This window comes from Oceanobacillus caeni (assembly GCF_042678465.1).
In the GTDB taxonomy this organism is placed as follows: Bacteria; Bacillota; Bacilli; order Bacillales; family Amphibacillaceae; genus Oceanobacillus; species Oceanobacillus caeni.
Genome location: NZ_JBHTKV010000006.1, coordinates 41,994 through 66,887, shown reverse-complemented (window position 1 = coordinate 66,887; position 24,894 = coordinate 41,994). Strand labels below are relative to the sequence as shown.

The 24,894-nt window shown below is 37.8% G+C and carries 22 protein-coding genes, 1 pseudogene and 2 riboswitches; of the genes and pseudogenes, 21 read left to right on the top strand and 2 right to left on the bottom strand.

Annotated elements, in window-relative coordinates; translation table 11 throughout:
• The first annotated feature begins 33 nt into the window (after positions 1-33).
• From ACFQ18_RS06435 to ACFQ18_RS06405, 7 genes and pseudogenes are all read left to right on the top strand, one after another.
• On the top strand, positions 34-351 hold the full coding sequence (locus tag ACFQ18_RS06435; RefSeq protein ID WP_047185503.1) for a carboxymuconolactone decarboxylase family protein: 318 nt from the start codon (positions 34-36) through the stop codon (positions 349-351).
• Between the two features lie 39 nt (positions 352-390).
• Positions 391-1,116 (top strand): dihydrofolate reductase family protein, encoded by a 726-nt coding sequence (locus tag ACFQ18_RS06430; protein WP_047185502.1) that lies wholly within the window; start codon positions 391-393, stop codon positions 1,114-1,116.
• Positions 1,117-1,155: 39 nt separating this feature from the next.
• Positions 1,156-1,556, top strand: a pseudogene (locus ACFQ18_RS06425) (cupin domain-containing protein).
• Between the two features lie 145 nt (positions 1,557-1,701).
• Positions 1,702-1,803: riboswitch (purine riboswitch) on the top strand.
• A 91-nt stretch (positions 1,804-1,894) separates the two neighbouring features.
• The gene (locus ACFQ18_RS06420; RefSeq protein ID WP_204797917.1) at positions 1,895-3,199 is read left to right on the top strand and encodes an NCS2 family permease; all 1,305 of its coding nucleotides are present in this window, start codon (positions 1,895-1,897) and stop codon (positions 3,197-3,199) included.
• Positions 3,200-3,345: 146 nt separating this feature from the next.
• Positions 3,346-5,043: a methyl-accepting chemotaxis protein gene (locus tag ACFQ18_RS06415; RefSeq protein ID WP_204797916.1), complete on the top strand. Its 1,698-nt coding sequence runs from the start codon at positions 3,346-3,348 to the stop codon at positions 5,041-5,043.
• Between the two features lie 151 nt (positions 5,044-5,194).
• Positions 5,195-5,899, top strand: coding sequence for a gamma-glutamyl-gamma-aminobutyrate hydrolase family protein (locus ACFQ18_RS06410; RefSeq protein ID WP_204797915.1), 705 nt, complete (start codon positions 5,195-5,197; stop codon positions 5,897-5,899).
• Between the two features lie 69 nt (positions 5,900-5,968).
• Positions 5,969-7,030, top strand: a complete 1,062-nt coding sequence (locus ACFQ18_RS06405) for an NAD(P)H-dependent flavin oxidoreductase (protein WP_204797914.1) — start codon at positions 5,969-5,971, stop codon at positions 7,028-7,030.
• A 692-nt stretch (positions 7,031-7,722) separates the two neighbouring features.
• Here ACFQ18_RS06405 and msrA read toward each other — a convergent pair.
• Positions 7,723-8,247 carry a peptide-methionine (S)-S-oxide reductase MsrA gene (msrA, locus tag ACFQ18_RS06400; protein ID WP_370447404.1) on the bottom strand — a complete coding sequence of 175 codons (525 nt, stop codon included), beginning with the start codon at positions 8,245-8,247 and terminating at the stop codon, positions 7,723-7,725.
• Positions 8,248-8,373: 126 nt separating this feature from the next.
• Here msrA and ACFQ18_RS06395 point away from each other — a divergent pair, with 126 nt between their 5' ends.
• Positions 8,374-8,910: a 3-alpha domain-containing protein gene (locus tag ACFQ18_RS06395; RefSeq protein ID WP_047185495.1), complete on the top strand. Its 537-nt coding sequence runs from the start codon at positions 8,374-8,376 to the stop codon at positions 8,908-8,910.
• A gap of 394 nt (positions 8,911-9,304) precedes the next feature.
• Here ACFQ18_RS06395 and ACFQ18_RS06390 read toward each other — a convergent pair whose 3' ends face one another.
• Entirely contained in the window at positions 9,305-9,739 is a 435-nt protein-coding gene (locus ACFQ18_RS06390) for an Hsp20/alpha crystallin family protein (protein ID WP_047185494.1), read from the bottom strand.
• Positions 9,740-9,861: 122 nt separating this feature from the next.
• Here ACFQ18_RS06390 and ACFQ18_RS06385 point away from each other — a divergent pair, with 122 nt between their 5' ends.
• The 13 genes from ACFQ18_RS06385 (at position 9,862) to ACFQ18_RS06325 (ending at position 24,821) form a co-directional block, all read left to right on the top strand.
• The gene (locus ACFQ18_RS06385) at positions 9,862-10,485 is read left to right on the top strand and encodes a DUF2179 domain-containing protein (protein WP_047185493.1); all 624 of its coding nucleotides are present in this window, start codon (positions 9,862-9,864) and stop codon (positions 10,483-10,485) included.
• A 414-nt stretch (positions 10,486-10,899) separates the two neighbouring features.
• A riboswitch (purine riboswitch) is annotated at positions 10,900-10,997 on the top strand.
• Between the two features lie 173 nt (positions 10,998-11,170).
• Positions 11,171-11,662: a 5-(carboxyamino)imidazole ribonucleotide mutase gene (gene purE / locus ACFQ18_RS06380; protein ID WP_204797913.1), complete on the top strand. Its 492-nt coding sequence runs from the start codon at positions 11,171-11,173 to the stop codon at positions 11,660-11,662.
• Positions 11,649-12,785: a 5-(carboxyamino)imidazole ribonucleotide synthase gene (purK, locus tag ACFQ18_RS06375; RefSeq protein ID WP_204797912.1), complete on the top strand. Its 1,137-nt coding sequence runs from the start codon at positions 11,649-11,651 to the stop codon at positions 12,783-12,785. Before purE ends, purK begins: the two co-directional genes overlap by 14 nt.
• A gap of 29 nt (positions 12,786-12,814) precedes the next feature.
• A complete protein-coding gene (locus ACFQ18_RS06370; RefSeq protein ID WP_047185490.1) occupies positions 12,815-13,525 on the top strand; it encodes a phosphoribosylaminoimidazolesuccinocarboxamide synthase in 711 nt (236 codons plus the stop codon).
• Positions 13,522-13,773, top strand: a complete 252-nt coding sequence (gene purS / locus ACFQ18_RS06365; RefSeq protein WP_047185489.1) for a phosphoribosylformylglycinamidine synthase subunit PurS — start codon at positions 13,522-13,524, stop codon at positions 13,771-13,773. The genes ACFQ18_RS06370 and purS overlap by 4 nt, the downstream gene beginning before the upstream one ends.
• Positions 13,770-14,453, top strand: a complete 684-nt coding sequence (gene purQ / locus ACFQ18_RS06360) for a phosphoribosylformylglycinamidine synthase subunit PurQ (protein ID WP_204797911.1) — start codon at positions 13,770-13,772, stop codon at positions 14,451-14,453. The genes purS and purQ overlap by 4 nt, the downstream gene beginning before the upstream one ends.
• The gene (gene purL / locus ACFQ18_RS06355) at positions 14,437-16,665 is read left to right on the top strand and encodes a phosphoribosylformylglycinamidine synthase subunit PurL (RefSeq protein ID WP_047185487.1); all 2,229 of its coding nucleotides are present in this window, start codon (positions 14,437-14,439) and stop codon (positions 16,663-16,665) included. Before purQ ends, purL begins: the two co-directional genes overlap by 17 nt.
• A 14-nt stretch (positions 16,666-16,679) precedes the next feature.
• Positions 16,680-18,062: an amidophosphoribosyltransferase gene (gene purF, locus ACFQ18_RS06350; RefSeq protein ID WP_379565987.1), complete on the top strand. Its 1,383-nt coding sequence runs from the start codon at positions 16,680-16,682 to the stop codon at positions 18,060-18,062.
• A 24-nt stretch (positions 18,063-18,086) separates the two neighbouring features.
• Positions 18,087-19,106, top strand: coding sequence for a phosphoribosylformylglycinamidine cyclo-ligase (gene purM, locus ACFQ18_RS06345; protein WP_204797910.1), 1,020 nt, complete (start codon positions 18,087-18,089; stop codon positions 19,104-19,106).
• Complete coding sequence (gene purN / locus ACFQ18_RS06340) at positions 19,103-19,666, top strand: phosphoribosylglycinamide formyltransferase (protein WP_204797909.1); 564 nt, start codon at positions 19,103-19,105, stop codon at positions 19,664-19,666. Before purM ends, purN begins: the two co-directional genes overlap by 4 nt.
• Before the next feature lie 64 nt (positions 19,667-19,730).
• Positions 19,731-21,263 (top strand): bifunctional phosphoribosylaminoimidazolecarboxamide formyltransferase/IMP cyclohydrolase, encoded by a 1,533-nt coding sequence (gene purH / locus ACFQ18_RS06335; protein WP_204797908.1) that lies wholly within the window; start codon positions 19,731-19,733, stop codon positions 21,261-21,263.
• A 17-nt stretch (positions 21,264-21,280) separates the two neighbouring features.
• Positions 21,281-22,525: a phosphoribosylamine--glycine ligase gene (gene purD, locus ACFQ18_RS06330; RefSeq protein ID WP_047185482.1), complete on the top strand. Its 1,245-nt coding sequence runs from the start codon at positions 21,281-21,283 to the stop codon at positions 22,523-22,525.
• A 553-nt stretch (positions 22,526-23,078) separates the two neighbouring features.
• Positions 23,079-24,821, top strand: coding sequence for an adenine deaminase C-terminal domain-containing protein (locus tag ACFQ18_RS06325; protein ID WP_047185481.1), 1,743 nt, complete (start codon positions 23,079-23,081; stop codon positions 24,819-24,821).
• Positions 24,822-24,894 lie beyond the last annotated feature (73 nt).

Below are 24,894 nucleotides of genomic sequence, written 5' to 3'. Positions count from 1 at the left end.
AAGATATTTTTCATAAAAGAAGGAGGAAAAAGTATGGCAAAACAAACAGCCGGTCGTAATCAATTAGGTGAATTCGCACCCAAATTTGCAGAACTGAACGATGATGTATTATTTGGAGAGGTATGGTCAAGAGAAAAAGAATTATCCCCTCGTGACCGTAGTATGATTACCTGCTCCAGTTTATTAACGCAAGGCGCATTCCCGCAATTGGAAGCACATATGAAGATTGCCAAACAAAATGGCGTAACAAAAGAAGAAATCTCAGAAATAATTACGCATTTAGCCTTTTATACGGGATGGCCAAAAGCATGGTCCGCTTTTAATATTGCGAAAGAAATTTATGGGGAATAATTAAAAGATAAAATAATTGGAATAAAGAGGAGAGGTAGAATGAATAGACCTTACATCTTTTGTCATATGGAAGTATCCGTTGATGGGAAAATAATCAGGAAATTTATGGGAACCCCAGAAGGCAAAAAAAGTGGGAAATTGTTTTATGATCTTGCTTTTGGAGAAAATCCGCATTATCGTCATCAAGGTTGGTTGTCTGGACGTACCACAACGGATGATAATTTTACCAAGTATCAAAAGCCTGATTTAGACAAGGATGCACCAACTGTTCCTGAAGGCGATTTTGTCGTAGATACTGACTTAGATAAATACTATGTATCTGTGGATCCTTCTGGCAAACTTGGCTGGACAAGCAATGTATTAAAATATCAAGATACAAAAGCACATGTCTTGGAAGTATTGACAAAAAAGGCGAGCAATGAATATAAAGCAATGCTCCGAAAGTTAAATATATCTTATATTATCGCTGGGAAAGATAAGCTTGACTATAATGTCGTAGTGCAAAAACTAAAAGAGTTATTTCATATTGATAACTTGATGTTAGGAGGCGGCGGTGTCCTTAACTGGTCATTTATCCAAGCGGGGCTTTGTGATGAAGTGAGCATCGTAATCAGCCCTTCAGCAGATGGATCAGCCGATGCTCCATCACTTTTTGAAACAAAAGAAGGCTTATCCGATGATACGCCGGTAAGTTTTTCATTAAAAGATGTAGAAGCAAAAGAGGATGGCTGCGTTTGGTTAAGATACCTAGTTAATTATAAATAAAAGACTTATCAATCTTAAATGAAAGAATGGAGAGATAATATGAGTAATGAAAATCACGATACAATATTTCCAATCGGAGAAAAGAATGAACAGTTTGCACAGTATTTTATCGGACAAAGTTACTTAAATATGCTTTCAACTTCCGGGGTGACTGTTGGAAATGTAACGTTTGAACCTGCTTGCCGAAATAATTGGCATATTCACCACAAAGGTGGGCAAATCCTACTTGTCACAGCTGGAGAAGGTTACTATCAAGAGTGGGAAAACCTGCACAAAAATTGAAAGCAGGCGATGTTGTACACATCGCACCGGAAGTAAAACATTGGCATGGAGCAACAAAAGACAGCTGGTTTACACATCTTGCCATTGAAGTCCCAGCGGAAGGTGCTTCTAACGAATGGTTAGAAGCAGTGTCGGATGAGGAGTATAATAAACTTTAATTTGATTGTTAAAATGATAGATAAACATAGGAAAACCAGTGAAAAGCATATCTTCGCTGGCTTTTTTAAATTCGAACAATATACTAATATTTAAAAACAACGTTCGACTTCTATTGACATAAGTCCACGTTATTAGTAATATAATACTGTAAATTAAATAAAAACGCGTATAATCTCGGGGATATGGTCCAAGAGTTTCTACTAAACTACCGTAAATAGTTTGACTACGCAGAGATATTGGGATGAAAGGATCTTTCATTGCCTTTTTTCTGCCGTAGCACTCTTGTTGGTAACATGGGTGTTTTTTATTTTTGAAAAAGCGATGAGGAGGAAAAGGAATGAAAGAGTACTTTCAATTTGAAAAACTTGGCACTAGTTATAGAACAGAGTTTACAGCCGGTTTAACGACATTTCTAGCGATGGCGTATATATTATTTGTTAACCCGTCGGTGCTATCTGATGCGGGCATGGATCAGGGGGCTGTTTTTGTTGCTACTGCTGTGGCTGCTGCAGTCGGTACTTTACTTATGGGGATTATTGCAAAGTATCCAGTAGTTCTCGCACCAGGGATGGGATTAAATGCATTTTTTGCTTATACGGTTGTTTTAGGTTATGGAATTCCTTGGGAAACTGCATTGTCAGGAGTATTAGCTTCAGGACTTATATTTATTGTTTTAACGTTGACAGGACTTCGTGAAATCATCATTAACGCGATTCCTCATAACTTGAAGATGGCTGTTGGGGCCGGTATTGGTTTGTTCATTGCTTTTATTGGTCTAACAAAATCAGAGATTGTAGTAGCTGATGAAGCAACGTTTCTAGCTATTGGAGACATCACATCACCAACCGTATTATTAACTATTTTTGGGCTCGTTGTTTCTGTTATTCTTTTAACGAAAGGGATTCGCGCTGGAATATTTTATGGAATGATTATTACAGCTATTGTAGGAATGATCTTTGGTTTAGTTCCAATTCCAAGAGGGATCGGTGATATTGTAGGTGCCGTTCCAAGTATAGCCCCTACATTTGGTCAAGCATTCACTCATTTTGGTGATATCTTTACAATTGAAATGCTTGTTGTTATTTTAACTTTCTTATTCGTTGATTTCTTTGATACAGCGGGAACGTTAATGGCTGTTGCTACTCAAGCAGGATTAGTAAAGGATAATAAACTTCCTCGTGCAGGCAAAGCGTTATTTGCTGATTCAACTGCGACTGTTGTAGGATCTGTCGTTGGTACTTCAACAACAACCTCCTTTGTTGAATCTACAGCAGGAGTTGGAGTTGGTGGTAGAACAGGATTCACCGCAGTCGTAGCGGCAGGATTCTTTATATTAGCATTATTCTTTTCCCCATTACTTGGGATTATCACTACGGAGGTAACGGCGCCAGCATTAATTATTGTCGGTGTGATGATGGCAAATCAATTGAAACAAATTGAATGGGATAAATTCGAGATTGCTGTACCTGCATTCTTTGTTGTTCTAATGATGCCATTAACATATAGTATCGCAACAGGAATTGCGGTTGGATTTATTTTCTATCCAATTACCATGATTGTAAAAGGACGCGCGAAGGAAATCCACCCAATCATGTACTTTCTTTTCGTTGTGTTTGTCTTGTACTTTATCTTCTTGAGTTAAATGAAGAAAAGTGCTGGAGTTAGAAAATTTCAAAAAGAGTTGGGACTTTTTGTTTAAGTCCTAGCTCTTTTTTATTATTCTTTTTGTGACTAAAGTCACGGTGCTTTTTGTCATATTATGGTATTATATGTTGGGGGTGGTAAGCTATGAAAAGGAAATCGCTAACATGGAACTTAGGAATTATTATACTAGGTGTCATTATAGCTACTGTTATTATTAATGGTTTTACTACATATAGAACTGCTTATAACAGTCTCTACAAAGCAGCTGGAATTGAAGCTTATGGCTGTGCGAACATCACAACTGGACTTTTGACGACAGATGATATTGAAGATTTGAAAAATGAAAATCGAAACAACGAAATTGGTGAAACGCTAAATTGGACAGTGGATCATAAGGATATTTTTGAAAGTCATTATATTCTTAGTTTAGATGGTAAAATACTAGCATTAGATGACAATTTAAAAGCAGATGGCTTTCAAATTGGGGATAGCTTTCCAATGGATGAAGAAGCTATAAAAACATTAAAGGAAACGAAGCATTCTACATATTCAGAGATTTACGAATATGGTGGGATTGAAAGAATTTCTGGATATGCTCCTATTTTTGAAGATCATGATTCTACGAAAGAGTTGGTCGCTATTAGTGTCATAGATTTTGATGCGAATATTGTTACAGATCGTACTTGGGATGTGGTGAAAGAAGGCATTCTAGTTGGAATGATTCCTCTATTGCTAGCAGCTGCTATTACGATTTATATAATTAGAAAGAAAACGAAACCTATTTCAAGTCTAATTGAACAAACCAACAAAATCGCAAATGGTGATATTACGAAGAAAGAAGTAAATGTAAATAGCAAGGATGAAGTTGGTGACCTAGCTCGTAATTTAGATTATATGTCTGATAATTTAAGAGAAATCATCGTTACGATAAAAGAGGCATCACATAATTTATCTAGTAATGCAAATGACACTTCTATATCCATGCAAGAGATAAAGATGGCGCTTAGTCATGTTTCTCAGAACATGGAGGAAATTGCTGCTGGTACTTCAGAAGGGGCAGACATGACAACAGATGTTTCAAGTTCATTAATGAATTTGGCCGAGTTAATTCAATCATCAAGAGAAAAAGCAGACGTAAGTGTGAAAAGTGCAGAATACACAATGGAAACAGCGAAAACAGGAATTCAGAAGGTTAATGAAATTGTAGAACAAATGAACACGATTAAACGTTCTTCTTCTGATACAAAACAAGCAATAGAAGAATTAAACGCCTATACAAATGAGATTCAACAAATTACTGAAACGATTACAAGAATTGCCGAACAGACGAATCTTTTGGCGTTAAATGCTGCCATTGAAGCTGCTCGAGCAGGTGAACAAGGCAGGGGATTCGCTGTTGTTGCTAATGAAATTAGAAAGTTAGCGGAACAGTCAAACAAGGAAGCTTCCGGAGTTGAAAAGGTCATTTCCAAGATTACCTCTAATATTGTCGGTACAGTTGAAACGATTGAGGATAATCATAAAAATGTAGAAGCTGGTGAAAAGTCGGTTATAGAAACAGGAGAAGCTCTTGAAAATATTCAAACTGCAGTTCTGAATATTGCTGAGGAAATTAGCGGATTGTCCGAACTAACACATGAAGAAGCGACAACATCTGAAACTATGATTCAACAAGTTAAACGACTAGAACAGACGAATGAATCTATGGCATCAAATGCACAAGGTGTTTCTGCAGCCTCAGAAGAAACTACGGCATCCATCGAGGAAACAGCCGATCGATCTACACATCTTGTTGATTTATCCAATGAATTGAATAAGATTGTGAGTAAATTTAAATTATAGTGTTGCTGATTAAGCCGGAAATTCCATCGTGGAGTTTCCGGTTTTTAAAAAGCAAACACATTTCATAAATAGTTGTATAAAATACACCAAAGGATCAATGCTTTAATGTAAGTATCATAATGGAATCAGCGATAGGAAGGAGGAATTCCATTTGAAACCATTCATTGGTGTGACATGTTCGATGGAAGTGGATCGTTCTTATTATATGACGAAAAACGATAACATAAAGGCAATAATAAACGCTGGTGGTATTCCAGTGATTCTTCCGTTTTTATCACAAAATACAGATATTGAACAAATTGCTAAACGAATCGATGGATTATATGCAACCGGCGGATATGATATTGATCCAACCTTATTTGGGGAAGAACCACATCAAAAACTTGGAACAATTATCCCCGAACGTGATTTTTTTGAAATAGAATTAACGAAGAAAATGCTATCCATGGATAAACCGATTCTTGGCATATGTAGAGGAAGCCAAATAATAAATCTTGCGGCAGGTGGAGATATGTACCAAGATATTTACGCACAAATAAATGATCATGTCCTGCAGCATACCCAAAACTCCCCACGTGATCACGGGTCACATTTTGTCAACGTGCGAAAAACCTCTCTGCTTCATCAAATAACGAATAAAAAAAAAATAAAAGTAAATAGTTTTCATCATCAAGCTAATCGCTCTGTCCCAAAGGAATTTCAAATAAGTGGAGTAGCGAATGATGGGGTAATTGAAGCGATAGAAAGTAAACATCACTCCTTTGTACTAGGGGTCCAATGGCATCCGGAATCCATGACAGATGAAGTGTCCATGAATATATATAAAAACTTTATTTCGGCATGTAATTGCTTGTAAGAAAAAGGATTTTTCCTTATGAATAGAGAATATATTAAATAACTTATATTCTTAAAATGAGGTGTAACGATGCTGCGAAATAAAGTGGCCGAACTATTTGATATTACCTATCCGATTATTCAAGCACCGATGGCCGGTGGAATTACTACTCCTGAGTTAGTATCTGCGGTTTCGAATCATGGGGCTTTAGGAATGATTGGTGCTGGATATATGAGTCCGGGAAACTTAAGAACATGTATTCATGAAATTAAACAGAAAACTGAAAACAACTTTGGTGTAAACGTCTTTGTACCTAATGACTTTCATGTCACCGAGGAAACGATTGAAGGGTCAAAAAAATCATTAGAATCAATCTATAATACGTTATCGATTGATGAAAACATGCTTTTAGAAATCCCTACACCTAAATGTATCCAGCAAAAATATGAAAAACAACTGGAAGTAATTATAGAGGAAAATGTCCCGATTTGTTCTTTCACTTTTGGGGTGCCATCTAAAGAAACGATTCAACAGTTAAAAAATAAAGATATAATTTTAGTGGGGACCGCTACTACTGTAAAAGAAGCAATTTTAATAGAAGAGTTGGGAATGGATGTCGTCGTTGCGCAAGGCTATGAGGCTGGGGGGCATCGAGGCTCATTTTTAAATGGGTCAGAGGATGGTGCCGTTGGAACGATGTCACTTGTTCCTCAGGTAGCGGATGCAGTAGATATTCCCGTAGTTGCTGCTGGTGGAATAATGGATAGTCGGGGGTTAAGGGCTGCGATGTTTCTAGGAGCAAAAGCCGTTCAAATGGGAACTGCATTTTTAACGTGTAAGGAAAGCGGCGCGAATGAACTCCATAAGGAAGCAATTTTAAACGCGTCAGAATATGAAACAACCTTAACCCGTTCCTTTTCTGGAAAAGCGGCAAGAGGATTAAAGAATCATTTTATCCAAGAGATGATAGAGAAGGAAAAGGAGCTTCCTGAATATCCGGTTCAAAATTACTTAACAAACCCGATTCGGAAAGTAGCAAAAGAGCAACAAAACAAGGAATATATGTCACTTTGGTCTGGTCAAAGTCCACGGCTTGCAAAAAATCAGACAGTAGGGGAGTTGATTCATCGGGTGATGGAAGGTGTTTTTTAAATAGAATCTAATGCTGAACAGTTGCTTCAAATCGATTATAGAAATTTTGATTCCAAGGTGACAATACAAGTTATTTAATTTTAAAGCTTCAAACACGTATAACCTCGTCCAAAACCTAGGGCGAGGTTATGGGCGCTTATCTGAATAAATACTATTCCTAAATTGGGCCAGATTATGGGGGTGCTTTTTTGGAAGAGGAAGTTAAAAGGCATATAACTAAAATTATATCTGTGACTATTGTAGGCTCACTTCTGATGATAGCAATACCTTTTCTCTTTAAGATTTTTGGTTAAACGTTGTTCGAGAAAAGGGCGTATATCTACAATAAGAAGATTACTGAATGGGGATTTGTCCATTTTAAACAAGGTAATGTAAAGAAAGTAATTTTCCTAATGGTCTATAACGGTTTAATGAATAAGCTTTATTCTTGCTGGGGTTAGTATGATCATTGAATTAGTATTTCTTGATTCAGGTCGAGGATTTTTCATTGGAATGTTGTTTTTTGTTATAGCTGTCATCTTATTGGGTGTTGGAAATAAAAAATATCTCAAAAACAAAGAAATCTTGTGAACAAAAGCCTTAGTGTAATAGGTTTATTCAAGTATTAAGCAATAAAAGGGATAACACAAATTAGTCATGATAATATGTGTCATCCCTTATTTTCTAATTCTATTTATATCTGTAACGCAAGTCTAATTCCAAACCTTCTCAATAAACTCATCTCTACCCGACTTAGCGCGATCTTCTTTATATTCCTTTTCATTTTTCTTGTAAAAGTCCTGATGGTATTCTTCTGCTGGATAGAATGCTACAGCTGGAAGAATTTGTGTAACGATAGGTTTTGAAAACTTTCCGCTTAGATCAAGTGATTGTTTGGAATTTTGAGCTAATAATTTTTGTTCGTCATCATGGTAAAAAATGGCTGTACGATATTGATCACCACGATCCTGAAATTGCCCACCCGCATCTGTTGGATCAATTTGCTTCCAATATAGGTCAAGTATTGTTTCATAACTCATGATAGAAGGATCATAGGTGATCTCAACAGCTTCATAATGACCGGTATCTCCTTTTTTAACTTGTTCATAAGTTGGGTTCTCCACGTGACCACCAGTATAACCGGAGATGATCTGATGAACTCCATCCCACCTGTCAAAGGGTTTAACCATACACCAGAAGCAGCCGCCTGCGAATGTTGCCTTTTTAAATTTTTCCACTTTCATTTTCCCCCCTGCTTCATATCTATCTAGCTTTCTAAGTAGCTATTCGTATACCAAAGGCTTGGCTAAGATAGATTTTTCTAATAGAATAACTATATCATACCTAAAAAAGAAGGTGAAATCATGGAAGAACCTTATGTTTATAAAATCTTTTCCAATGAAAGGAAAGAAAAAAGAAAAAGATTTAGATTACTAGAAACGGGTTTCTCTAAGAATAAAATAAAAGATGAAGCAATCTTCGCTTACCCCATTAAGTATTATTCGGAATTGGATGAAGAGGAGAGATCTGATAGCATTGGTTCGATGGATGAGAACTTCGCGGTACTGGAGATGGATGAATTTACGGTTTCAATTGGGGATACGTATCGAATGGATGAGGCGGTCATTCAAGTATCAAAGCCTGGGAAAATACGGAAGACAGAGCAGAAGGAGAATTTTCAAACGGGCTGGTATTTTCGTGTGTTAGAAGAAGGTAAAATCAAGTCACGAACAGATTTAGAATTGCTGGACCGGCCGTATCCGGAATGGACAATTGCTGCTTGTAATGAAATTATGTTCGTCAATAAACATGATTTGCGAATGGCTGATGAACTTTGTGACTGTGAGTTATTAAGTGAGCAGTGGCGCCGTATCCTTCGAAAAAGAGTCAGAGGATTTTAAACTTGAATTAATATCGTGTGAAATGGCAAGAACCTTGGTAGTATATAGTCCGCGGTTCTTAAGCATTTTTTAAAAGGTAGTTCAAAAAGTCCGGTGAAAATGACATGCCCCTGCAAAAGGGGTATGCCGACGTTGGGCGCAAAGCCCGTTTTTAGTCGGCCTTCCTTTAAAAAGGTGCGTTGGCTTGCTTTTCCGTTCCTCGCGTATTAATTGCATACGTTCCGGTACTCAAAACTACGCCGCCTCGAACTGCGACGCACAGGACGTGCTAGTGTCGGCGTTGCAACAAATCTTTACGGTGGGACGAGTAATCGGAGTCCCAGGACGTTGCGCTTTTAGCCGACCTCGATCCTTTTCATCCTCCTTTTTGAACACGTATTTGAAGTGCAAAACCTTATGCATCTTCTAATGGTTGGATTTCCACCTTATTTCGTCTGCTCGATTCATCTATAAAACGATGAAGTTGAATAAAGACAAGACCATTTTTATACGTTGCACTAATTTTATCGGCTCGAACTGGGAAAGGAAGGGTTATTTTACGATCAAAAACACCTTGTAAAATTTCTTCCTTTACAACTGTTCCATGTGCATTTTCTAAGTCAATGCTGCCTTTGAGTTCTAAAGTAGCATAATTCACATAGATATCCATTTGGTTCAAATCTTTTAATCCAGGTACGTTAACAATGCATAGAATTTCATTTTCCGTTTGATACATATTGATTTGGGGAATATTAGGTTTGATCATTCCTTCAAAATCTTTCCAGAAGTTTTCACCAAAGAAATGATCCATGTTCTTTTTCCAGTCAGACATTTGTTTAAACGGATCCATCATTACACCACCTAATGTATATTATATTTAATAACGTATGCACACGGTATAGGTAAGGTGCCTAGAAAGGTAGGCTTAATATAGAATTAACGATATAAAATGAATGGTTAGGGGGATGTGAATTGCTTACTAATGCTTTGATAATGGTGGCAATCATTTTCGCGGTTAATGTTGTTTATGTTTCTCTTATGACGATACGTATGATATTAACACTCAAAGGTCGTACATACATTGCCGCTTTTGTTAGTATGTTTGAAGTGGTCATGTACATTGTTGGGTTAGGTCTTGTTTTAGATAATTTAAATCAAATACAGAATATCATTGCTTATGCAATTGGATATGGTACTGGTTTAATTATTGGATCCATCATAGAGGAAAAACTGGCATTAGGCTACATTACAGTAAATGTAATTTCATCTAATCCGGACTTAAAGTTTACGAAACGAATTCGTGACAAAGGCTTTGGTGTAACTAGCTGGTCTTCTTACGGAATGGATGGAGATAGATTAACGATGCAAATATTAACCCCAAGAAAATATGAATTAAGACTTTATGAAGTAATTAAAGAAATTGATCCTAAAGCTTTTATTATATCTTATGAACCGAAGCGAATTCATGGTGGATTTTGGGTGAAGCAAGTTCGCAAAGGTAGGTTATTTAATCCGAAAAAAAAGGAAGCAACACAGCAAAAGCAAACAACAACCACTAATACAGATGTGCAGGTTAAGCCTGAAAAAGAACAGTAGAATAAAGTGAAACACACTAAACGCTTGGAAAGATTAATTTCTGTTCAAGCGTTTATTTTATTATCTTTGATGGGGAAAAAACATGAGTGGCAACTTATCCCTGCAATGAGTGCCCGTTCCCTATCAAATTTAGCCAAAAGATAACTCATCGCCGTAATGAGAGCCCGATCGCCACCAAATGTAACCGAAAAGGTAACTCATCTTCATGAACAAATTAAAAGGAAACTACTATTCCTTTGTTCATGAAGTTCCTTTCATCCAAAGCAAGAACTTAATGAAAACCGCCAAATGATATTAGAAAAAGACAAAAAAATCGCGACTAACCACTAAAATCCGAACATTAGGGAAAAATATAACTTAATTGTCCGATATTTCATTGACATTCACCATATGAATTGGTATGCTTAAGTCATCAAAAATACGATCATATTACCTCATATATTTCTGGAATAAGGCCGGAAGTTTCTACCCAGCACCGAGAATGCTGGACTATGAGGGAAGGTGAAAATGTGTCTCGGACTTTTCTACTACACACTACAAGTCTATTCATCTTTCCTCATATGGGAGATAAATAGACTTTCTGTGTATGGTAAAGCATTATGTGGATTGAATTTTCTAAATAATTGATTAAAAGAAAAAGTCGAATATAAACCTAAATTTAAAATAATGTAGAGAGAGGGATTTCATGGCTCAAGTTGGTATCATAATGGGAAGTATTTCGGATTGGGAAACGATGCGACACGCTTGTAATGTGCTCGAACAGTTAGAAATTCCGTACGAAAAAGATGTTATATCTGCCCACCGTACACCGGATAAAATGTTTGATTATGCCAAATCAGCACGGGATCGTGGACTAAAAGTAATCATTGCTGGTGCTGGTGGGGCAGCTCACTTGCCTGGTATGGTGGCTTCCCAAACTACTTTACCAGTTATTGGTGTGCCCGTTCAGACGAAAGCATTGAATGGACTTGATTCCCTGTTATCTATTGTTCAAATGCCTGACGGGGTTCCAACTGCAACGGTTGCAATCGGAAAAGCCGGTGCTACAAATGCGGGGATTCTAGCTGCTCAAATCCTAGGAATATTTGATGAAAAGATTGCAGCAAATCTTCAACGGAATCGTGAAGAAATGCAAGATAAAGTGGCAGAAATGAGGGAAGAACTTGCAGACAAATAAAACGATCATTCCGGCGCAAACAATAGGTATTATCGGCGGTGGCCAATTAGGAAGGATGATGGCGATGGAGGCACGTTATATGGGGTATAAAATTGCTGTGTTAGATCCAACCCCTAATTGCCCCACTGCTCAAGTGGCTGATGTTCAAATTACTGCGCCTTACAATGATATGGATGGAATCAAGCAATTGACGGATATCAGTGATGTGATTACATATGAATTTGAAAATGTGGACCTTGAAGCGGCAACTTACATCGAGAGCAAGGGGAAGCTTCCACAAGGTGCTTACGCTCTAGAAGTGACACAAAATCGGGAAAAAGAAAAGACGTTGATGAGAAACCTAAATTTGCCTACTCCAAAATTTGCTATTGTGACAAATGCCGAAGTCTATAAGAAAGCTTTAGAAGATTTTACTTATCCCACAGTGATTAAAACATGTCGTGGTGGTTATGACGGAAAAGGACAGTTGAAATTAAATTCTGAAGCAGATTTAGAAGAAGCTTTAGCTTTTGTTGAAAAAAATGGGCATTGCATGATAGAAGAATGGATTCCATTTGATAAGGAAATCTCTGTTATTTTTACAAGATCCGCATCAGGCGATATGACGTATTTCCCTATTTCCGAAAATGAACATCGAGACCATATTCTTTATAAAACGACAGTCCCAGCAAATATAGAGGTTGAACTTCAAATAAAAGCAAATGAAGCTGCGCGTGTGCTAGCCGAAGACATGAATATTGTAGGTACTTTTGCCATTGAAATGTTTGTAAAAGGGAATGAAATCTATTTAAACGAGATGGCTCCAAGACCTCATAATTCAGGGCATTATACCATTGAGGCGTGTAATATTTCCCAATTTGGTCAACATATTCGTGCCATTTGTGGATTACCGCTTTTCGAAATTAAACAATGGAAGCAAGCATGTATGATTAATATCTTAGGTGAAGATATGGAATTTGTTTTAAAGTCTATTCCACATCATCATACAGGATTTATTCATTTGTATGGAAAGGAAGAAGCCAAAGAAAAGAGAAAAATGGGACATATCACATTTATCGGTAATACGCTTGAAGAAGTCTGGACACAAATCCATAAATTCGAGGATTTGAAAACCATAACATAACCGCGTCAAACTAACGGAAGGTGAATGCGTTGAAAGCTGAGCTCCTTTATGAAGGCAAAGAAAAGAAAGTTTATCAAGTGTCTGAACAACCCGGAAAATTGATTTTTTCTTATAAAAGTGAAAGAACTGCATTTACGGAGGAAGGAAAAGAGAGTTTCGTTGAAAAGGCCCGGTTAAATAATGATATATCGTCACGCATCTTTGAATACCTACGTGACAGGGGAATGGATACCCATTATATAAAGAAGCTAAGTGATACGGAACAACTCGTGAACAAAACAGAAATGATCCCATTAAAAGTGGTGATTTGTAACAGTGTGACCCCTGCCATGTCTAAAAGATTAGGAATTGAAGAGAATACGATTCTTTATCCACCAATTATTGAATTATATTATAAAAATGAATTACTTAAGAATCCGTTAATTAATGATGAGCACGCGTTATTTCTTACAAATATTACACCAATTGAATTACAAGAAGTGAAAGAAAAAGCATTACGTGTCAATAAACATTTGAATCAATTATTTTCAAGTCTAACTATATCTTTAGCGGTATTGAAATTAGAATTTGGAAGGATGAATGGTCATATTATTCTTTCTGATGAGATTTCCCCAGATACTTGGAAACTCTTAGATAAATCAACAGGTGAAATTCTTCAAAAGGCAAATGAAAAGGTATATTCAGGAAATCAATTAGAGTTTTACGAAAAGTTAGTAAATCGACTGGAGGAATTAAAATGAAGAAAGTAACGGTATACATCACATTAAAGGCCGGTGTTCTTGACCCGCAAGGAAAGGCAATCCAAGAATCATTAACTGCACTTGGATATGAAGGGGTAACAGATACAAGGGTTGGTAAAGTAATTGAATTAAATATGGAAGATGGTCCTGATTTAGAGGTACGTATCAAAGACATGTGTAATAAACTTCTTGCTAATCCTGTAATGGAAGATTACCGATTTGAAGTGGAGGAGGCTGTTCAAGCGTGAAGTTTGCAGTAATTGTTTTTCCGGGGTCAAACTGTGATAGAGATATGTATCATGCCGTGAAAGAAGTATTAGGTGAAGAAGCAGATTTGCTATGGTATGAAAATAGTAACCTAGAAAACTATGATGCCATTTTAATTCCAGGTGGATTTTCTTATGGGGATTACCTACGCTGTGGTGCTGTTGCAGCTACCTCAGACGTTATGAAACAAGTTCGTGAACATGCGGAACGTGGAAAACCTGTCTTAGGCGTATGTAATGGATTTCAAATCCTTACTGAATTTGGATTGCTTCCAGGTGCTTTCATGCGAAATCAGAATGTATCTTTTATGTGCCATCAAGAAGAGCTAGTTGTAGAAAATAATGAAACGGTCTTTACTTCGGGCTATGAAAAAGGCGAAATCGTTCGCTTTCCAATTGCGCATGGGGAAGGTAATTATTTTTGCGATGAAGAAGCACTTCAACAATTAAAAGCAAATAACCAAATTGTTTTCACATATAAAAATAACCCAAATGGTTCCGTATCGGATATTGCTGGAATTATGAATAAAGAGGGGAATGTACTTGGATTGATGCCTCACCCGGAACGTGCGATGGAAGCCATTCTAGGTAGTGATGATGGTATGAAATTATTCAAGTCATTGGTTGAGAATTGGAGGAAGACTTATGTTACAAACGCGTGAGTGGAGCCCTGGGCAAATTGAAGAAAACAAGATTTACCGTGAAATGGGTTTAAGTGACGAAGAATATCAAATGATTAAAGATATTTTAAAACGTCAACCGAATTTCACGGAAACGGGAATCTTTTCTGTTATGTGGTCTGAACACTGTAGTTATAAAACGTCTAAGCCATTATTGAAAAAGTTCCCAACCAAAGCACCTAACGTACTACAAGGACCGGGTGAAGGTGCTGGGATTATCGATATCGGTGATCATCAAGCAGTTGTGTTTAAAGTAGAGAGTCACAACCATCCTTCCGCTGTGGAACCATATCAAGGAGCAGCAACTGGTGTTGGTGGAATTATTCGTGACATCTTCTCCATGGGTGCACGTCCAATCGCATCCATGAACTCATTGCGTTTCGGTAATTTAACTAATGAACGTACGAAATATTTATTCACAGAAGTAGTGAACGGGATTGCTGGATATGGTAACTGTGTTGGAGTTCCAACGGTTGGTGGAGAAGTTCAATTTGATGATAGTTATGAAGAAAATCCACTAGTTAACGCAATGGCTATTGGACTAATCAATCATGATGACATTCAAAAAGGGATTGCTGCAGGTATTGGAAATACGATTCTTTATGCTGGACCACCAACAGGACGTGACGGAATTCATGGTGCAACATTTGCATCTGATGATTTAGCAGAAGATGCGGACAAAGACCGGCCATCTGTTCAAGTTGGAGATCCGTTTATGGAAAAATTACTTATTGAAGCATGTTTAGAAGTTATTCACAACGATGCTTTAGTAGGAATGCAAGACATGGGTGCAGCAGGCCTTACGTCATCTGCATCAGAAATGGCAAGTAAAGCTGGTACCGGATTAGAAATGAACTTAGACCTAGTACCACAACGGGAACCGAACATGTCCGCATATGAAATGATGCTTTCTGAATCACAAGAACGTATGCTTTTATGTGTGGAACAAGGTCGTGAACAAGAAATTATCGACATCTTTGAAAAATACGGCTTGAAGGCAGTACCTGTTGGGAAGGTCATTGAAGAGAGAGTTTTCCGGATTAAACATCATGGGGAAGTGGTTGCAGATATTCCGGTGGATCCTTTAGCGGAAGATGCGCCTGTGTATGAAATGCCATCAGAAGAGGCGAAGTATTTTAGGGAGTTTCAACAGATGGAGAATACCGTTCCGGGCGTTGAAAATCACCAAGAAATGCTTAAAAAACTATTGCAACAACCAACGATTGCAAGTAAAGAGTGGGTTTATGATCAATACGATTCCATGGTACAGACCAATACAGCAGTAGCACCTGGTTCAGATGCGGCTGTGATTCGTATTAAAGGTCATGACAAAGCAATAGCAATAACAACGGATTGTAACTCTCGTTATATTTATTTAGACCCTGAAACCGGTGGGAAAATTGCTGTAGCTGAGGCTGCACGTAACATTATTTGTTCTGGGGCAAAACCATTGGGGCTTACAGACGGACTTAACTTTGGTAATCCCTCTAATCCAGAAATTTACTGGCAAATGGAAAAAGCTACAGATGGAATGAGTGCTGCTTGTACGGCACTTTCAACCCCTGTCATTAGTGGGAACGTATCGTTATATAACCAATCGAAAGGTAAATCTATTTTCCCAACACCTGTTGTAGGGATGGTTGGTTTACACAAATCTTTAGACCATATTACTCCAAGCTTTTTCCAACATGAAGATGATATTGTGTATGTCATTGGAGACGCTAAAAAGGAATTTGGTGGTAGCGAATTACAAAACATCCTTCAAGGTAAATACGAAGGTCGAGCTCCCGAAATTGATTTAAATGTAGAAGCAAAAAGACAAAAGCAATTACTAGAAGCTATCCAATCTGGAGTAGTTGTTTCGGCACATGACTTAGCAGAAGGTGGTCTAGGTGTTGCTCTTGCGGAAAGTGTGTTCGGTCGTAAGGGATTAGGAGCAACGGTAGAACTAACTGGAGATGTGACTGTAGAATTATTTAGTGAAACACAATCCCGATTTATCGTAACAGTAAAAGCAGAAAATCAAGAAAAGTTCGAAAGTCTTGTGGACGATGCAAAACAAATTGGCAAGGTTACTACAGATGGCACCATTCAAGTTTCCATTAACAATGACATGGTTATCAAGCAAGATGTAAAGGAACTTGAAGAACTTTGGAGAGGTGCAATCCCAAGCTTGCTGAAATCCAAAGAATAAGTGGGGAATGTCCAGTGTTCGGAATTTGGGGTCATGAAAAAGCAACGGAATTAACATACTATGGTCTACATGCTTTGCAACATCGTGGCCAAGAAGGAGCCGGAATCGTTGTAAACGTAGAAGGAGAATTAAAGGCGCATAAAGGATTAGACTTAGTCAATGATGTGTTTAAAGATGTAGAATTTGACCAATTGCAAGGACATCATGCAATTGGTCATGTAAGATACGCTACTCAAGGTCAAACCGGAATTGAAAATGTTCAACCATTATTATTCCACTCTCAAACAGAAAGTATGGCTTTAGCACACAGTGGGAAAATCATCAATGCGTATGAACTCCGTGGCCAATTAGAGAAGCAAGGCAGTATCTTACAAACATCATCAGATACCGAAATTTTAGCTCATTTAATCAAGCGTGACGGTCAAGAAATTAATGAAAAATCCATTAGTAACGCGTTAAATGAATTACATGGTGCCTATGCTTATATGATTTTGACGAAAGATAAAATGTATGCAGCACTTGATCCGCACGGTATTTTCACCCTATCTATTGGATTATTAGGGGATGCCTATGTGATTGCATCGGAAACATGTGCGTTTGACCAAATTGGTGCGACATTTGTGCGAGATATATTACCGGGAGAATTAATTACAATCGAGGAAAGGGCATTAAAATCATCTCGTTTTGCCAAACAAGAAAAGCGTGCTTTGTGTGCGATGGAATATGTTTATCTATCTAGACCAGATAGTAATGAGAATGATGTAAATGTTCATGCTTCACGTAAACAAATGGGGAAAGAGTTGGCCAAAGAGGCCCCCGCCCCTTTTAATGCAGATATTGTCATTGGAGTACCGGATTCAAGTATCTCGGCTGCCATTGGTTTTGCGGAAGAAAGTGGTTTACCTTACGAGATGGGTATTATTAAGAATCGTTATATTGGTAGAACCTTTATTAAGCCTTCTCAGGATTTACGTGAACAGGGTGTTAAAATGAAGCTTTCTCCAGTTCGGGGAATTATTGAAGGAAAAAGCGTTATGATGATTGATGATTCCATTGTAAGAGGAACAACGAGTAAACGGATTGTTCACATGCTAAAAGATGCCGGAGCAAAAGAAGTACATGTTCGCATTGCTTCCCCTCCCATTGAGCATCCCTGTTACTACGGAATCGATATGTCAACCTATGAAGAATTAATAGCGACGAACCATTCCACCTGTGAAATTGCAGAAATGATCGGAGCGGATAGTTTAGCATTTTTATCAGAAGCGGGATTAGAAAAAGCAATCGTTAAAGATAAATCACTTAACCAAGGATTATGTACCGCATGTATGTCCGGTCGATATCCCATTGATATTAAGGAAGGAAAAAAATCCCCTTTATGTGTGATAAAGGACTAATCTAGAGGATGTGTAGAATCAACGATGTCAGATGTATATAAACAAGCTGGTGTAGATGTAGAAAAAGGGTATGAAGCAGTGGAGCGTATGAAAAAGCATATTGCAAAAACGACACGTCCCGAGGTGCTGGGGGGGATCGGGTCTTTTGCGGGACTTTTTGATTTATCTAACGTTAACTATCAAGAACCTGTCATGGTTTCCGGAACAGATGGAGTTGGAACGAAACTAAAACTTGCCTTTCAATTAAATAAACATGATTCAGTAGGTATTGATTTGGTTGCGATGTGTGTGAACGACATTGTTGCTCAAGGTGCACAACCACTATTTTTTCTGGATTATATTGCTTGTGGAAAAAATGACCCCGAGCGCATGGAGCAAATTGTAGCAGGGGTATCGAATGGTTGCGTGGATGCTGGAGCGGCTCTTATCGGTGGAGAAACAGCTGAAATGCCCGGTATGTACAGGGATGAAGAATATGATTTAGCAGGATTTGTTGTCGGTATAGCGGAAAAATCTAAACTAATTACAGGGGAGGCAATTCAAAAAGGAGATGCTATAATTGGTCTTGCATCAAGTGGTATTCACTCCAATGGTTATTCCCTAGTAAGAAAACTAGTAGAAGGTTTAAATTTGAATGAAACACCAAAAGGATTATCGAAGTCTTTAGGAGAATCACTACTTACTCCAACCAAAATCTATGCAAAATCAATTGCTAGAGTACTAGATAAACATGAAATCAAAGGAATTTCCCATATTACTGGCGGTGGGTTTTACGAGAATTTCCCGAGAATGATGCCCAAAGGTCTAGGGGTTGAAATTGCACCAAATAGCTGGGACGTACCTGAAGTTTTCCCTTTTTTACAAACATTAGGTTCCATTCCAGATGCTGAAATGTACGGTGTATTTAATATGGGAATTGGAATGGCACTTGTTGTTAGTCAAGATAAGGTGGAAGAGGTACTTTCTATTCTTCAAGAACATGGAGAAAAAGCATCAGTAATTGGTAAAGCTGTAGCCAAAGAAGGGGTGCATTTCCAATCATGAGTAAAATAAATGTTGCCGTTTTTGCCTCAGGTACGGGTAGTAATTTTGAGGCAATCATGGAAGCTGGTGATCTCTCGTGTAACATTGTCCTACTTATTTGCGATAATCCTGGAGCAACGGTTATTCAAAAAGCAGAAAAATACCAAGTTCCTACTTTTGTATTCCGTTCGAAAGATTATGTTTCTAAAGAGGAATATGAAAAAGTTTTAGTAGAAAAACTGAACGCGGCAAATATTTCTTGGGTTTTTCTAGCTGGATACATGCGTATCATAGGGTCAACCTTACTTGAAGCATATGAAGGTAGGATCATAAACATTCACCCTTCTTTATTACCTGACTTTCCAGGGAAAGATGCCATCGGTCAAGCATATCATGCCAGAGTCAAAACAACAGGAGTAACCGTTCACTACGTTGATGCGGGGATAGACACCGGGCCAATCATCGCTCAAGAAGAAATAGAAGTAAAAGAAAACGACACCTTAGAATCACTAGAAGAAAAAATACATCATGTAGAACATCAATTATATCCGCGTGTAATGAAAGACATTGTTAAAAAGTAATTTACTATAGTAGTCTGTTAAATGCAGAAGACTTACATACTAGACAAAGTGGAGGGTTCAACTAATGAAAAGAGCACTAATTAGTGTTTCCGATAAACAAAACATCATTGAATTTGCCAAAGGTCTCGTAGAACTAGATTATGAGATTATCTCAACAGGTGGAACATTAAGCAAAATCCAAGAAGCAGGAATACCTGCAAAAGCAATAGACGAAGTAACTGGCTTCCCAGAAATTATGGATGGCCGGGTAAAAACACTTCATCCATTCGTTCATGGAGGATTACTTGCAAAACGTTCTAACCCTGATCATATGAACCAAATGAAAGAAAACAACATCGAACCAATCGACATGGTTGTCGTAAACTTATATCCTTTCAAACAAACCCTTGAAAAAGAGGGTGTATCTAAAGAGGAAATCATCGAAAACATTGATATCGGTGGCCCAACGATGCTACGTTCTGCCGCAAAGAACTTTGAAGATGTAACTGTAATAGTAGATCCACAAGATTATGATGATATTCTAACTTCTTTAAAAGAAAACACACTAGACTTTGTAAAAAGGCAAAAATTAGCTGCAAAAGTTTTCCGTCATACAGCTAACTATGACGCAATGATTGCAGAATACTTCATGGGTGAAACAGGCGAAGAATTCCCGGAGACTTATACCGTTACATATGAAAAAGTTCAAGATTTACGTTACGGCGAAAACCCACATCAAGAAGCTGCATTCTACAAACGTCCGATTGTTAAAACGATGAGCCTTGCAGCAGCAAAACAATTACATGGGAAAGAACTATCTTATAACAATATTCAAGATGCGAATGCTGCGCTTGAAATTCTAGCAGAATATGATGGGCAAGCTGCAGCAGTTGCTGTAAAACATATGAACCCATGTGGAATTGGTGTAGCGAATTCCATCTCGGATGCATTTAATCGTGCATTTGATGCAGACCCAATTTCAATTTTCGGTGGTATTGTTGCTCTTAACGAAGAAGTAGACTCTCCTACTGCAGAAAAACTTAGTGAAATTTTCTTAGAAATCGTTATTGCACCAAGCTTCTCAGAGAAGGCTTTAGAAATCTTAACGAAGAAGAAAAATATTCGCTTACTTGAATTACCAATGAACGATACGGAGATAGTTAACCATAAATTAACCTCTGTGAATGGTGGCGTGCTCATTCAAGATCAAGACAATGGCAAGGTTGAGGTAGATGACTTAAAAGTGGTTACGAAACGCCAACCAACAGAACAAGAATTGCATGACTTATTATTTGCTTGGAAAGCGGTAAAACATGTGAAATCAAATGCAATTGTTCTAGCTAAGAACGGCCAAACCGTTGGCATTGGCGCTGGGCAAATGAATCGTGTCGGATCTGCAAAAATCGCAATCGAACAAGCTGGTGGAAAAACAAAAGGCTCTGTCATGTCATCGGATGCATTTTTCCCAATGCCAGACACAGTTGAAGAAGCTGTAAAAGCTGGTGTAACAGCAATTATCCAACCAGGCGGTTCCATCCGTGACCAGGATTCTATCGATGTTTGTGATGAACATGGAATTGCAATGGTTTATACGGGAATGCGTCATTTTAAACATTAAGAGTGGAGGACCTTGGAATGAACGTCTTAGTAGTAGGAAGAGGTGGCCGTGAGCATAGTGTGGCACTTGAACTTGCCAAAAGCAGTAAAGTTACGAAACTTTACGTTGCTCCCGGTAACGGCGGAATGAAAGAACAAGCTACATGTATCCCAATTGATGAAATGGATATAGATGATCTTGTTTCTTTTGCAAAAGAAGCTGCAATTGACTTAACAATTGTTGGACCAGAAGCACCATTAAACGAAGGAATTGCGAACCGATTCCAACAAGAAGGTTTAAAAGTATTTGCCCCAACCAAAGAAGCGGCTTTACTAGAAGGAAGTAAAAGTTTTGCAAAAGCGTTTATGAAAAAATACAGTATACCAACAGCAGAATACGAAACGTTTACAGATGTGGAAAAGGCAAAAGCATATATTGAAGAAAAGGGTGCACCAATTGTTATTAAAGCGGATGGTCTAGCAGCTGGGAAAGGTGTCGTTGTTGCTGAAACAATGGAGCAAGCTTTAAAAGCTGTAGAAGATATGCTAGTTTCCAAAACCTTTTCTGAAGCAGGTTCCAAAGTCGTTATTGAAGAATTCTTGGACGGCCGTGAATTCTCATTAATGGCATTTGTTCATGAACACCATGTATATCCAATGGTTCCAGCTCGAGATCATAAGAGAGCGTACGATCATGATGAAGGTCCCAATACTGGCGGGATGGGTTCCTTTGCTCCAGTTCCGGATGTTACGGAAGAACATATCGCGTATTCTGTAGAAAATGTTCTCCAAAAAGCTGCAGATGGTCTAATGTCAGAAGGAAGACCATTTACCGGAATTCTTTACGGCGGTTTAATCATGACGGAACTAGGTCCAAAAGTCATTGAATTCAATACTAGATTTGGTGACCCTGAAACCCAAGTCGTTTTACCATTGTTAAAAAATGATCTAGTTCAAGTATTCACGGATATCCTAGATGGAAAGGATCCTAAATTGGAATGGGAAGATGTAACGTGTCTAGGAACTGTTCTTGCATCTGCAGGTTATCCAGGGCCTTACAAAAAAGGAACAGTAATTCCAACGTTTCCGGAAATAGAAGATACGTATATTATCCATGCTGGAACAAAATACGAAGGGGATACACTTGTATCCGATGGAGGTCGTGTTCTCCTAGTTGGCGCAAAAGCAGCTAATCTACAAGAAGCGCATCAAAAGGTGTACCAGGTTTTAGAATCTATGAATAATGATAATTACTATTATCGTAGAGATATTGGTATGAAATAAACGAAAAGGCAAAAGGAGTTAGTGAAATGCCTCCCCATGGGTAACAAGATTTTAAATCTAGTTACCCATGAGGGGGTTTTTTTATTTAATCTTCTAGTAAATCAGTCATCGTAGAGTGGATATCAGTACTCAGAGGGGAGATATCAGTACTTGGGTAGGATATATCGGTACTCGAGTAGGATATATCAGTACCCAAGGAGGAGATATCGGCACACGAGTAGGATATATCAGTACCCAAGGAGGAGATATCGGCACACGAGTAGGATATATCAGCACTCAAGGGTGAGATATCAGTACTTGAGGGGATATCAGCACACGGGTAGGATATATCAGTACTTGAGGAGAGGATATCAGCACTCAAGGAAGATATATCAGTACTTGAGTAGGATATATCAGCATCCAAGTAGAAGAAATCAGTAATTATGGAATCTACTAGGCAAACTTGTAACAACACATGCGAAATTTGTCAATAAGTATTAAGCAAACATCCCTACAAGAAAGAATAATAGTATGGTAGAATAGGAGTAATCATAAATTATTGGAGAGCTTGCCGATGCATACAAATGAAAATAATTGGAGAAGCCGCGAGCTTAGACAACATGTAAAAGTAATAGATGGTCTAGAAGCTCCTACGCTTGTACTTAAAAATAGTAATTATTTAAATGTTTTCGTAAAACAATGGATAAAAGCGAATATATGGATATATCATGATCGGATTGTTTATGTTGGGGACAATATGCCTGACAAACTAGATCAAACGGAAGTTGTAGATTGTGAAGGGAAATATCTAGTTCCTGGTTATATGGAGCCACATTCCCATCCTTTTGTATTATCAAACCCAGAAGAATTAGCAAAACATGCTGCCAGATACGGAACCACCACTATGATGAATGATAACCTTATGTGGCATTTTTTATTAGACAAAAAGAAAGCGTTTTCTCTATTAAACGACTTTGATCACTTGCCAGTTTCCATGTATTGGTGGTCTCGATTTGATCCACAAACTTCGGTACAAGATGAAGAAGAAATCTTTAATACGGAAGACATGTTATCATGGATTTCTCATCCTTCCGTTGTACAAGGTGGAGAGTTAACTTCTTGGCCAAGCCTGTTAGATGGAAATGATAGATTACTATATTGGATTCAAGAAACAAAAAGACAAAGAAAGCCGGTAGAAGGACATCTTCCTGGTGCATCAGAAAAGACGTTAACAAAGATGAAATTACTTGGAATTTCTGCTGATCATGAACCAATCACTGGTGAAGAAGTATTAAGAAGGCTCCGTTTGGGTTATCATGTATCTTTAAGGAACTCTTCTATTCGTCCTGATTTATCCCTCCTAGTAAAAGAGATATTAAGTCTAGGACTTTCTAATTTTGATAACCTAACATTTACAACAGATGGACCTACACCTTTGTTCTCGGAAAAGGGATTTATCAACGTTTGTATTGATATTGCTATTCAAAATGGAATCCCTATTGAAGAAGCATATCGGATGGGTAGCTATAATGTTGCCAGACATTTTCAGTTGAGTGAGACGCATGGTAGTATTGCGCCTGGTCGAATTGCACATATTAATATATTAGAAAGCAAAGAAAATCCTCAACCTATAAGTGTTCTAGCAAAAGGACAATGGATTATAAAAGACAATACGAAACAAGAGCTTCCTAATAAGATTAACTGGGAAAAATATGGGGTTGCTCCATTAAACTTCGATTGGGAACTTGGAGAAAAGGATTTACAATTTTCCATGCCAATGGGATTAGAAATGGTCAATAATGTTATTGTTAAACCGTATAGCATTAATGTTGATATTACACTAGAAGAACTTCCTGAAAATAAAAATGATGCATTTCTTATATTAATCGATAAAAATGGTAAATGGAGAGTTAACACAACGATTAAAGGATTCACGAATCAACTTGGAGCTATTGCTAGTTCGTTTACTTCATCCGGAGATTTAATCTTTATTGGAAAAAGTAAAAAGGATATTTTACTTGCATGGAAGAGGTTAAAAGAAATTGGTGGAGGAATTGTCCTTGTTCATAAAGGAGAAATACTGACCGACCTTTCCCTAACGCTAGGTGGTATCATGTCTACGGAATCAATGGATGTTATAATGGAGAAGGAAAGAGAATTAAAGAACTATCTTAAAGAATTTGGTTATAAATTTGACGATCCAATCTATAACATCCTTTTCTTATCCTCTACACATTTGCCATATATTCGAATTACACAACAAGGAATTGTAGATATTAAGAAAAATGAAATACTCTTCCCTGCTACAATGTGTTAACATATAATAGTTAGAGAGAAGGCTTAAGCGACCGTTTAGTGATGTACAAGCTTTTGTTGACTTTCACCACAAT

What these genes read in the sequence shown, in the direction of transcription:
- ACFQ18_RS06435 (WP_047185503.1), top strand. Translation starts at nt 34, where the DNA reads ATGGCAAAACAAACAGCCGGTCGTAATCAATTAGGTGAATTCGCACCC.
- ACFQ18_RS06430 (WP_047185502.1), top strand. Translation starts at nt 391, where the DNA reads ATGAATAGACCTTACATCTTTTGTCATATGGAAGTATCCGTTGATGGG.
- ACFQ18_RS06420 (WP_204797917.1), top strand. Translation starts at nt 1,895, where the DNA reads ATGAAAGAGTACTTTCAATTTGAAAAACTTGGCACTAGTTATAGAACA.
- ACFQ18_RS06415 (WP_204797916.1), top strand. Translation starts at nt 3,346, where the DNA reads ATGAAAAGGAAATCGCTAACATGGAACTTAGGAATTATTATACTAGGT.
- ACFQ18_RS06405 (WP_204797914.1), top strand. Translation starts at nt 5,969, where the DNA reads ATGCTGCGAAATAAAGTGGCCGAACTATTTGATATTACCTATCCGATT.
- ACFQ18_RS06395 (WP_047185495.1), top strand. Translation starts at nt 8,374, where the DNA reads ATGGAAGAACCTTATGTTTATAAAATCTTTTCCAATGAAAGGAAAGAA.
- ACFQ18_RS06390 (WP_047185494.1), bottom strand. Translation starts at nt 9,739, where the DNA reads ATGGATCCGTTTAAACAAATGTCTGACTGGAAAAAGAACATGGATCAT.
- purE (WP_204797913.1), top strand. Translation starts at nt 11,171, where the DNA reads ATGGCTCAAGTTGGTATCATAATGGGAAGTATTTCGGATTGGGAAACG.
- purS (WP_047185489.1), top strand. Translation starts at nt 13,522, where the DNA reads ATGAAGAAAGTAACGGTATACATCACATTAAAGGCCGGTGTTCTTGAC.
- purL (WP_047185487.1), top strand. Translation starts at nt 14,437, where the DNA reads ATGTTACAAACGCGTGAGTGGAGCCCTGGGCAAATTGAAGAAAACAAG.
- purM (WP_204797910.1), top strand. Translation starts at nt 18,087, where the DNA reads ATGTCAGATGTATATAAACAAGCTGGTGTAGATGTAGAAAAAGGGTAT.
- purN (WP_204797909.1), top strand. Translation starts at nt 19,103, where the DNA reads ATGAGTAAAATAAATGTTGCCGTTTTTGCCTCAGGTACGGGTAGTAAT.
- purH (WP_204797908.1), top strand. Translation starts at nt 19,731, where the DNA reads ATGAAAAGAGCACTAATTAGTGTTTCCGATAAACAAAACATCATTGAA.
- purD (WP_047185482.1), top strand. Translation starts at nt 21,281, where the DNA reads ATGAACGTCTTAGTAGTAGGAAGAGGTGGCCGTGAGCATAGTGTGGCA.
- ACFQ18_RS06325 (WP_047185481.1), top strand. Translation starts at nt 23,079, where the DNA reads ATGCATACAAATGAAAATAATTGGAGAAGCCGCGAGCTTAGACAACAT.